The 10,014-nt window shown below is 67.7% G+C and carries 9 protein-coding genes and 2 pseudogenes; 3 read left to right on the top strand and 8 right to left on the bottom strand.

The features are described 5' to 3' along the window. Positions 1-209 (top strand): annotated as a pseudogene (locus A7A09_RS20385) (Holliday junction branch migration protein RuvA); the annotation flags it as partial. 1 nt (position 210) lies between these two features. Then, positions 211-1,241: pseudogene (gene ruvB / locus A7A09_RS20380) on the top strand (Holliday junction branch migration DNA helicase RuvB). Between the two features lie 91 nt (positions 1,242-1,332). Here ruvB and folD read toward each other — a convergent pair. Together folD and A7A09_RS20370 are read right to left on the bottom strand one after the other, a co-directional pair. Continuing rightward, positions 1,333-2,208 (bottom strand): bifunctional methylenetetrahydrofolate dehydrogenase/methenyltetrahydrofolate cyclohydrolase FolD, encoded by an 876-nt coding sequence (gene folD, locus A7A09_RS20375; RefSeq protein ID WP_123225502.1) that lies wholly within the window; start codon positions 2,206-2,208, stop codon positions 1,333-1,335. Beyond that, on the bottom strand, positions 2,205-2,507 hold the full coding sequence (locus tag A7A09_RS20370) for a chorismate mutase (protein ID WP_106693104.1): 303 nt from the start codon (positions 2,505-2,507) through the stop codon (positions 2,205-2,207). The genes folD and A7A09_RS20370 overlap by 4 nt, the downstream gene beginning before the upstream one ends. 128 nt (positions 2,508-2,635) lie before the next feature. Here A7A09_RS20370 and A7A09_RS20365 point away from each other — a divergent pair, with 128 nt between their 5' ends. Continuing rightward, entirely contained in the window at positions 2,636-3,067 is a 432-nt protein-coding gene (locus A7A09_RS20365) for an organic hydroperoxide resistance protein (protein ID WP_106693102.1), read from the top strand. An 85-nt stretch (positions 3,068-3,152) separates the two neighbouring features. Here A7A09_RS20365 and ftsH read toward each other — a convergent pair whose 3' ends face one another. From ftsH to tolA, 6 genes are all read right to left on the bottom strand, one after another. Continuing rightward, entirely contained in the window at positions 3,153-5,045 is a 1,893-nt protein-coding gene (gene ftsH / locus A7A09_RS20360) for an ATP-dependent zinc metalloprotease FtsH (protein WP_106693101.1), read from the bottom strand. A 57-nt stretch (positions 5,046-5,102) separates the two neighbouring features. Then, positions 5,103-6,344, bottom strand: a complete 1,242-nt coding sequence (gene tilS, locus A7A09_RS20355; RefSeq protein WP_106693100.1) for a tRNA lysidine(34) synthetase TilS — start codon at positions 6,342-6,344, stop codon at positions 5,103-5,105. A gap of 8 nt (positions 6,345-6,352) precedes the next feature. Then, the gene (locus A7A09_RS20350) at positions 6,353-7,258 is read right to left on the bottom strand and encodes a tetratricopeptide repeat protein (protein ID WP_245999504.1); all 906 of its coding nucleotides are present in this window, start codon (positions 7,256-7,258) and stop codon (positions 6,353-6,355) included. Continuing rightward, on the bottom strand, positions 7,255-7,587 hold the full coding sequence (pal, locus tag A7A09_RS20345; protein ID WP_366466420.1) for a peptidoglycan-associated lipoprotein Pal: 333 nt from the start codon (positions 7,585-7,587) through the stop codon (positions 7,255-7,257). Before pal ends, A7A09_RS20350 begins: the two co-directional genes overlap by 4 nt. Positions 7,588-7,791: 204 nt before the next feature. Further along, positions 7,792-9,123 carry a Tol-Pal system beta propeller repeat protein TolB gene (tolB, locus tag A7A09_RS20340; RefSeq protein WP_106693098.1) on the bottom strand — a complete coding sequence of 444 codons (1,332 nt, stop codon included), beginning with the start codon at positions 9,121-9,123 and terminating at the stop codon, positions 7,792-7,794. 58 nt (positions 9,124-9,181) lie between these two features. Next, a partial coding sequence (gene tolA, locus A7A09_RS20950; RefSeq protein ID WP_494546229.1) for a cell envelope integrity protein TolA occupies positions 9,182-10,014 on the bottom strand: 833 nt, incomplete at its 5' end.

Genomic DNA, 10,014 nt, shown 5'->3' with positions numbered 1-10,014 from the left:
CCCAGGGGGCCGGCGCCCCGGCGCAGCCCGGCCCGTCCGGCGGAGGCACGGCAAGGGCCGCCGCCGAGGCATTGTCGGCGCTGACCAATCTTGGCTATGCTCATTCCGAGGCCGCCTCTGCCGTGGCCGAGGCGCAGGCGCATGATACCGGGGCCGATACATCGGCATTGATCCGCGCGGCGCTGAAATCGCTCGCGCCGAAGGGATAGCATGAGCCAGTCCGATCCCACCCTGCGCCCCGAACCGCTGGAGGGCGAAACCGAGGACCGCGCCCTGCGCCCGCAGGCGCTTGGCGATTTCGTCGGCCAGGCCGAGGCGCGCGCCAATCTGCGCGTCTTCATCGAAAGCGCGAAGATGCGCGGCAAGGCCATGGACCACACGCTGTTCTACGGCCCACCCGGCTTGGCAAGACGACGCTGGCCCAGATCATGGCGCGGGAACTGGGGGTGAATTTCCGCATGACCTCGGGGCCGGTGCTGGCGCGGGCCGGTGACCTGGCGGCGATCCTGACCAATCTCGAATCCCGCGACGTGCTGTTCATCGACGAGATCCACCGCATGAACCCCGCCGTGGAAGAGGTGCTCTACCCGGCGATGGAGGATTTCGAGCTGGACCTGGTGATCGGCGAGGGGCCGGCGGCGCGGACCGTGCGGATCGAGCTGCAGCCCTTTACCCTTGTCGGCGCGACGACCCGGCTCGGCCTGCTGACGACGCCGCTCAGGGACCGTTTCGGCATCCCGACCCGGCTGCAATTCTACGAGATCGAGGAGCTGGACCATATCGTCCAGCGCGGCGCCCGGCTGCTGGGGATCGAGGCCGAACAGCAGGGCACGCGCGAGATCGCCCGCCGCTCGCGCGGCACGCCCCGGATCGCCGGGCGGCTGCTGCGCCGGGTGGTGGATTTCGCGCTGGTCGAGGGCGATGGCCGCCTGACCCGCGCCATCGCCGATGCGGCGCTGACCCGGTTGGGCGTGGACGATATCGGGCTGGACGGGGCCGACCGGCGCTATCTGAAGCTGATGGCCGAGCATTACGGCGGCGGCCCGGTCGGGGTCGAGACCCTGTCGGCGGCGCTGTCGGAAAGCCGCGACGCGATCGAGGAGGTGATCGAGCCCTTCCTGCTGCAGCAGGGGCTGATCGCGCGCACGCCGCGTGGCCGGCAACTGGCCCCGCGCGCCTGGCGGCATATGGGGCTGGCGGCGCCGGTGACGCCCGGGCAGGAGGACCTGTTCGAGGGGTGAGGCCACCACGGGGCTCTGCCCCGCCCGGCCCATGCAGGCCGGGCCCCCCGGGATATTTTTCGTGAAGAAGAAGCCGGGAGTCCGGTTGGCGTTACGGCGTCAGGCCCTCGGGGTCGGGCAAGCCGTTCGCGCGGGCGGTGGCGGTCAGGGTATTGGCCAGCAGGCAGGCGATGGTCATCGGGCCGACGCCGCCGGGGACCGGGGTGATGGCGCCCGCGACCTGCGAGGCCGCGGCGAAATCGACATCGCCCACAAGCCCGTCATCGGTGCGGTTGATGCCGACATCGATTACCGTCGCGCCGGGCTTGATCCAGTCGCCCTTGACGAAATGCGCCCGGCCGACGGCAGCGATGACGATATCGGCGGTTCGGCACAGATCGGGCAGGTCGCAGGTGCGCGAATGGGCGATGGTGACCGTGGCGCTGTCGCGCAGCAAAAGCTGGGCCATCGGCTTGCCGACGATATTGCTGCGCCCGATGACCAGGGCGTTCTTGCCCGAGAGACTGCCCAACTGGTCGCGCAGCAGCATCAGGCTGCCAAGCGGCGTGCAGGGCACCATCGCCTTCTGCCCGGTCGCCAGCCGTCCGACATTCAGGATATGGAAGCCATCGACATCCTTTTCGGGCCGGATCGCGTTGATCACCGCCGCCTCGTCCATATGGCCGGGCAGGGGAAGCTGCACGAGGATGCCGTTCACCGCCGGATCCTCGTTCAACTGCCCGACCAGCGCCAGCAGCTCGGCCTCGGGCGTATCAGCGGGCAGGCGATGCTCGAAGGAGTTCATGCCGGTTTCGCGGGTCTGCTTGCCCTTGGAACGCACATAGACCTGGCTGGCCGGGTCCTCGCCCACCAGCACCACGGCAAGGCCCGGCGTGATGCCGCGTTCCTTCATGGCGGCGGTATGTTCGGCGATGCGCTGCCGCAGCCCGGCGGCAAAACTTTTCCCGTCGATCAGGGTGGCTGTCATTCCTCGTCTCCCTTCAGGTGGCGGTCTTCCTGCGCGATGGCAGCCTCGACCAGCTGGCGCCAGATCGCACCGATCAGCTCGGGGTCGAGCCCCTGCTCGGCGGCGAGACGCCGGGCATTGGCGATGACCTCTTCGACCCGCCAGTCGATGCGTGCGGGCAGGGCCGCCGCTTTCTTGATCCGCGCCGCCCGGCCGATCAGCGCCCGGCGGCGGGCGAGAAGTGCGATCAGCTCGGCATCCAGCGCGTCGATCTCGGCGCGCAGGGCGGGCATGTCCGGTATATCGTCGATCTCACTCATGCTGACCGGGACATGCACCGGGACGGGGCCGGTTGCAAGGCATGCCTTGGTCGCAGCTTTGCGGTTTCGCGGGGCGGCGAAGGGCGATAGCATCGGGGCCATGCGCAGATGATCGAAAGGAGATCGCGATGCCGACGAATAAAGTTCTCTACCGCACCAGCGCCACCGCGACCGGGGGCGGGCGCGACGGCAAGTCGCAGGTCGATGACGGCAGCTTCACCGCCGATCTGACCGTTCCCAGGGAACTGGGCGGACCGGGCGGCGACGGGCTCAATCCCGAGAAACTGTTCGCGACCGGCTATGCCGCCTGTTTCATGGGGGCGATGCGCCATTACGCGGCCTCGAAGAAAATCCCAGTGCCGGATGATGCGAGCGTGCAGGTCAGCGTGGGGATCGGTCCGCGCGAGGATACCGGCTTTGGCCTCGATGTCGAGATCACCGTCAGCCTGCCGGGGGTCGAGCGCGACATCGCCGAGGACCTGATCGCGGGCGGGCATGTGGTTTGCCCCTATTCCGACGCGACAAGGGGATCGCTGCAGATCACCCCGAAACTTGCCTGATCCGCGACATGCCGTCGGCATGAGAAAATGAAAAACCCCGGTCCGCAAGGGCCGGGGTTTTGTCTTGTCTTTTCCTGTCTTGCGCCTATGCCGGGGCCGGATCGCCGCCCGGGGCGGGCTTGCCGGACTTGGGCACCGAGGCGACCGAGGGGATCACGCTGCCCGGCGCGTTGTCGTCATCGCCGTCCAGCGCCTCGCCCCGGATGATCTTGCCGATCTCTTCGCCGGTCAGGGTCTCGTATTCCAGCAGACCCTGGGCGAGACGTTCGAATTCCTGTTCCTTTTCAAGCAGGATCTTGCGGGCCTGCTGATAGCCTTCGTCGATCAGCTCGCGGACTTCCTGCTCGATCAGTTCCTTGGTCGCGGCCGAGATCGAGAAACCGCCGGTGCTGCCGTTATAGCCTTCGGCCGCCTCGGCATAATCGATATTGCCGACCTTGTCGGACATGCCCCACCGCATGACCATCGCGCGGGCAAGCTGGCTGGCCTGCTGGATATCGCCGGCCGGGCCGTTCGATACGCCGTCCTCGCCATATTTGATGATCTCGGCGGCCTTGCCGGCCATGGTCATGGCCAGCTTCTGCTTGACCTCGTCCTTGTGGAAATTCAGCCGATCCATCTCGGGCAGGCTGACCACCATGCCAAGCGCGCCGCCGCGCGGGATGATCGTCGCCTTGTAGACCGGGTCGCATTTCGGCAGCGACAGACCGACAACGGCGTGACCGGCCTCGTGATAGGCGGTCTTTTCCTTCTGCTCGGGCGTCAGCACCATGCTGCGGCGCTCGACCCCCAGCATGACCTTGTCCTTGGCATTCTCGAAATCCGCCATCGCGACGAAGCGCCGCCCGATCCGGGCCGCCGCCAGCGCCGCCTCGTTCACCAGGTTCATCAGGTCCGCCCCCGAGAAGCCCGGCGTGCCGCGCGCGATCAGGCGCAGATCGACATCGGGGCCGACCGGCACCTTGCGGGCATGGACCGAGAGGATCTTCTCGCGGCCCTTGATATCGGGATTGGGGACATGGATCTGGCGGTCGAAACGGCCGGGGCGCAGCAGCGCCGGGTCCAGCACGTCCTTGCGGTTGGTCGCGGCGATGACGATGATGCCCTCATTGGCCTCGAACCCGTCCATCTCGACCAGAAGCTGGTTCAGCGTCTGCTCGCGCTCGTCATTGCCGCCGCCGATACCGACCCCGCGCGAACGGCCCACGGCGTCGATCTCGTCGATGAAGACGATGCAGGGGGCGGATTTCTTGGCCTGCTCGAACATGTCGCGGACCCGGCTTGCGCCGACGCCCACGAACATCTCGACGAAATCCGAGCCCGAGATGGTAAAGAAGGGCACGCCCGCCTCTCCGGCGATGGCGCGCGCCAGCAGGGTCTTGCCGGTGCCCGGAGGGCCGACCAGCAGCCCGCCCTTGGGAATCTTGCCGCCGAGACGGCTGAATTTCTGCGGATTGCGCAGGAACTCGACGATTTCCTCAAGCTCTTCCTTGGCCTCGTCGATGCCGGCGACATCGTCGAACGTTACCCGGCCATGCTTTTCGGTCAGCAGTTTCGCCCGGCTCTTGCCAAAGCCCATCGCGCCGCCACGGCCACCGCCCTGCATCCGGTTCATGAAGAAGATCCACACGCCGATCAGCAGGATGAAGGGCAGCCAGACGCCCAGAAGCGACATGAAGCCCGATTGCTGCTGCTTGACCACCTGCACCTCGACGCCCTTGTCGATCAGCTTGTCGGCGATTTCCTCGCCGACCGGGCGGACCGAGCTATAGCTTTGCCCGTCGGTGCCGGTGATGGTCAGCTCTTCGCCATCGATGGTGACGGCGGTGACCTGCTCCTTGTCGACGCGTTCGATGAAGTCGGAATAGCTGATCTGCCGGCTGTTCATGTTCGCCGCGCCGTCGCTGAACAGGTTGAACAGCGCCAGGATCATCAGGAACAGAACCACCCAGAAGGCGAGATTGCGTGCATTGCCCAAAACGGGTCCTCCGGCAAGATACGGTTTGAGATGAAAATAGGGATTATCGCCGCAGGTTCAATGCGCCATCAGCAGGCTGGGTAAATGAGTCGCATCACGCAGGGGTGAGATTCCATGCGTTTTCCCCGGCTCCAGAAGCGGCGCGGCCCGCAGTTCGCCGCCGCTCCAGACCGCCGGGCTGGCCGCGGCCTCGTCCCGGGTCAGGCCAGTGGCGCGCCAATCCAGCCCGGAGAGCGGCGCATATCCCAGGGCCGCGACATGTTCATGCGGCTGCAATCCGGTGATTTTCCAGCGGTTGTCCCAGGTGGGGCCGCGGCTGCTTCCGGCGCGCAGCGCGGCGGCGGGTTCGCGGCAGAACCGCAGATCGTCATCCGATGGCTCGATCAGCATCCCGTTCAGCGTGACCCGCCCGCCCGAAAAGACCGCCTGCATCGCATGCAGCACGGTCGCGCGGCGCGGGGGGTAATCCGCGCCGGTGATCCAGCGGCAACCGGCGATCAGCAGGCGGCGCGCGATTTCCGGGGGCGCCTCGCGAATCGGGGCAAGGGGCAGGATCAGCGAGCCATTGCGGGCGATCGCCCCGGCTGCGGCCTGCGCGGTGTAATGCGACAGCGCCGCGCGCGCGTCGCGCAGGTTCTCGGCCGAGCGGGCCAGCGCATCCGGCGTGATCCCGAAAGCCGCCATCGCCTGGCGGATCCGGACGCGGTCGAAATCGGCATTCTCGTTGCTGGGATCGTCGATCCAGCCGATGCCCCGCCCGGTCAGCCATTCGCGCAGTTCCGCCCGTCCGACTCGCAGCATCGGGCGGAGCCAGCAGATCCCCATCGCCTCGCGGCGTTCCGCCATGCCCGCCAGCCCGTCGATGCCCGCGCCGCGCATCAGGCGCATCAGCAGCGTTTCTGCCTGGTCGTCTTCCGTATGTCCAAGGGCGATGGCGGGCAGGCCCTGTTCCCCGGCCCATTCCGACATCAGCATCAGCCGGGCATTGCGCGCATTCGCCATCAGGTTGCCCGGCAGGTCCCCACCATGCCGCCAGGGCAGGCGGTCATGGGGCAGGCCAAGCACCGAGGCCGCCTGCGCGACCTGCGCGGCCTCATCGGCGCTTTCCGGACGCAGGCCATGATCCACCGTTGCCACGCGGACTTGCCGCCGCCCCGAGGCCCATTCGGCGATGACATGCATCAGGGCGATGGAATCGCCGCCGCCCGAAACCGCCACCCCTAGGCGGGGCAGGTCCCCCGCCAGACGGTCCAGCGCCGCGCGAATCCGTGCCGCCGGATCAGTCCCGGCGGCGCACATTCACCCGCTCAGTCATGTTCGGCCAGATCGGCGGCGGCCTCGGGATCCATCCCGGCGGTCTCCCCGGAGGCGGGGCCGTTATTGCCGCAATCCAGCGCCACCATCCGGCTCTCGGCCTCGATGGCGGGCTTGCTGTCGGGAAAGCGGACCGGGATCTCGGCAAGATAGAGACAGGCCGCGACCGGGTCGCCGTCATTCTCGATCACGCGGGCGATCCCCAGCAGGCTGTCACCGGCCCGGGCGCTGTCCGGATCGGCGGTGAACCCCTCCAGCCAGGCAGCGGCGGCGGCTTGCGGCTGGCCCGCATTGTCCAGCGCCACCCCGCGCAGATACAGCGCCTCTGCCGTCAGCGGGCCACCGGCATGTGTCTCGGCAACAGTGCCGAACATCTCGGCGGCACGCTGGAAATCGCCACTGTTCAGCGCCGCATGGGCCGCGTCGAAATCGGCCTGTTCGGTGGCGGAGGCAGCCGCGCCTTGCCCGGCAGCGGGGGCAGGGCCAGGCTCGATCTGCGGAACAACGGTCACGCCCGAGCCCGTCTCGACCGGATCGGGGGTGGTCAGCGCGCCAAGATCGCAGGTCTCGTCCATCTCGCACAGGCGGAACTCGACATCGTCGATGCGCCGGGTGTTTTCGTCGAGAACCTGCCGGATGCGGTTCTGCAACTGCTCGGTCCGGTCGGTCAGCCGCGTGAGCTGCTCTTCCATGGCATTCATGCGGTCGATGGCATCCGCGCCCCCGACCTGCTGGTAGCCTTCCGATCCCGCGGCACGCAGCTCGGCCCGAAGCGATTGCAACTGGCCGCGCAGAGCCGAGACCTCGGCCCGCAGATCGGCCAGCACCGGCTCCTGCGCCGCGACCGGCAGAGCCATCATCGCGACCAGCGTGGCGGCGGCGACGGCCCGGCGGATCACGTGCCGGCCCCCGTGTCGCTCACGACGGTGACGGCGCGGCGGTTCTGCGCATAGCAGCTTTCGTTCGAGCAGATCTCGGCGGGGCGTTCCTTGCCAAAGCTCAGCGTGCGGATCCGGTCCGAGGACACGCCCTGCGCGACCAGGTATTCCTGCACCGCGCTGGCGCGGCGCGCGCCCAGGGCGAGGTTGTATTCGCGGGTGCCGGTCTCTTCGGCATGGCCCTGCACCACGGCCGAGAAATTGCCATGCTTGTTCAGCCATTCGGCCTGCCGGGCCAGGACCGCGCGGGCATCGCCGCTCAGCGTCGTCTGGTTGGCGGCGAACAGCACCGTGTTGCCGACCTGGTCGTTGAAATACTGGGCGGTCGCCTCGCCCGCCAGCGTGCCTCCGGCGATATTGCCTGGTAGAGCGCGCCATTGCCCATATTCGCATAGGGGTCCTGCACCTGCGGCGGCGGGGCAGGCTGCGTGCAGGCGGCAAGGCCGAGGAAAGAGGCGGAGAGAAGGATCAGATATGGTTTCATTGCAAGGTCCTTACGGCAAAAGCGGACCCCAGGAGGGATCCGATGCGGCAAAATCAAGTTCCATTGGGCGCATGTTGCGCCCGGTGATATCGACCGAGTGCAGGCGCGGCTGGCCATCGCCGCCCGGCGTGACACGTGTGAACATGATGACGCGCCCATTGGGGGCCCATGTCGGACCCTCGTCAAGGAAGGAATCGGTCAGGGTCTTCTCGCCCTCGCCATCCTTGCGCATCACCCCGATATGGAAACGCTCGCCAAGCTGCTTGGTAAAGGCGATCATGCCGCCCTTGGGCGACCATGCCGGATCGCCATAGCGGCCCTCGCCAAAGCTGATCCGGGTCGGCTCGCCGCCATCAAGGCCCATCACGTAAAGCTGCGGCGTGCCCGAACGGTCGGATTCGAACACGATCTGCTTGCCGTCGGGGCTGAAGCTGGGCGAGGTCTCGATCGACGGCGAGTCGGTCAGCGGCCGCTGCGCGCCGGTGGCGGCATCCATCAGCCAGATATCCGTGTTGCCGCTTTTCTCCAGCGAATAGACGATCCAGCGGCCATCGGGCGAATAGCGCGGCGAAAAGGCCATGCTGCCGCCCCCCTGGGTGACCGGCTTCGAGGTCACGCTGGCCACGTCCAGCGACTGGATCTGCGGGAAGCCGCTGTCAAAGCTGGTGAACAGGATCTTCTTGCCATCGGGCGAGAATTCCGGCGCCAAGACCAGCGAGGAACTGTCGGTCATCCACAGGATATTGGCGCCGTCGTAATCCATCACCCCGATGCGCTTGATCCGGGCATCCTTGGGGCCGGTTTCCTGCACGAAGGCCACGCGGCTGTCGAAATAGGCGGCCTCGCCGGTCAGCCGGGAATAGATCTGGTCGGCGATCTTGTGGGCGGCGCGGCGCCAGTCGCTGGCGCGGGCGACGAATTGCATCCCGTCGCCAAGCGGCTGGCCCGCGAAGACGTCGAACAGCCGGAACTTGACGCTGATCTCCTCGCCCGCGCCGGTCACCTCGGCGGTGACCAGCGCCTGCGCGTTGATCGCGCGCCATTCCTCGTAGGCGACGGCATCGGCGAAGCTGCCGCGGCTGGCGACATGGGCCTCGGCCGGGATCTCGCGGAACAGCCCGGTGCCGGTCAGGTCATCGGCGACCACCTGGCGGATTTTCGAGGCGGCCTCGGCATCGCCATGGAATTCGGGAATCGCCACGGCCACGGGTTCCGAGACGCCATCGGTGATCTCGATTCTCAGCGGGCCGTCCTGCGCCAGCGCGGGCAGGGCGGTCATGGCGCCGCCGGTCACGCAGAGCGCGAAGACGAGTGCGGGGGCAAGTGTCAGGTTACGGAACATGCTGTCCTCTTTAGCGTCATTGGCGGCGGGGCAAAAGCCGGGTTTCACCCCGACCTCACTACTCGAATTGAATCCCTTCCGGGCGAAAATCCACGATCACGTCGCGCCAGCGCCCGTATTTCTCGCGCGGGAGCGGAAAACCCGACCGCCCGCAATTCCGGATCGCGCGGCTCGCGGTCTCATAGGCGATCTGCACCGAGGTCTGCGACGACCCGCCCTGCGAATCGATCAGCCGCAGGCTGGCCGGTTCGGGACGGCCGTCGGGGGTCATGCGGAACTCGATCGAGACGGTGGTGCGGGCGGCGTCGATCGACAGGGCGCCACGGTTCCAGCAATCCTCCAGCGCCAGCTTGAAGGCCTCGCGCTCCGAAAGCGAAAGGGGCTGGCCAAGCGGCGCAGCCCCCCCGGATCCGGTCGTCGCCTCGGATTGCTGATCGGGATCCGGCAACGGCGTCGGCGTGATCGGCACCGGGTTGAGCTGGTTCGGCTCAGGCGCCGGTTCCTGCTCTTGAGCCGGGGGCGAACCTCCTTGCGACATGGCCTCGGAGAGGGCCGCCGAAAGCGGGTCCTGATCCACCGAGGCGCCGCTGCCGCCCTCGATCCGCTGGACATCGCCGCCGTCCGTCTGGCCGGTCGAGGCGGTATCCTCGCCCCCGCTGCCGGACTCGGCCTCCTGGGCTTCGCGCAAGGCATCCTGAAGCGCCTGCTGTTCCGCCGCCTCGCGTTCGGCTTCCTCGGCTGCGCGGCGTTCCTCCTCTGCGCGGCGCTCCTCTTCGGCGCGGCGCTGTTCTTCTTCCCGCGCGGCCTGTTCCGCGGCTTGGCGTTCCTCTTCCTCGCGTGCCGCCTCTTCGGCTGCCTGACGTTCTTCCTCGGCGCGGCGGGCTTCCTCGG

The sequence above is a fragment of the Paracoccus methylarcula genome (assembly GCF_003007735.2).
Classification (GTDB): domain Bacteria; phylum Pseudomonadota; class Alphaproteobacteria; order Rhodobacterales; family Rhodobacteraceae; genus Paracoccus; species Paracoccus methylarcula.
This window is presented reverse-complemented; position numbering and strand designations above follow the sequence as displayed.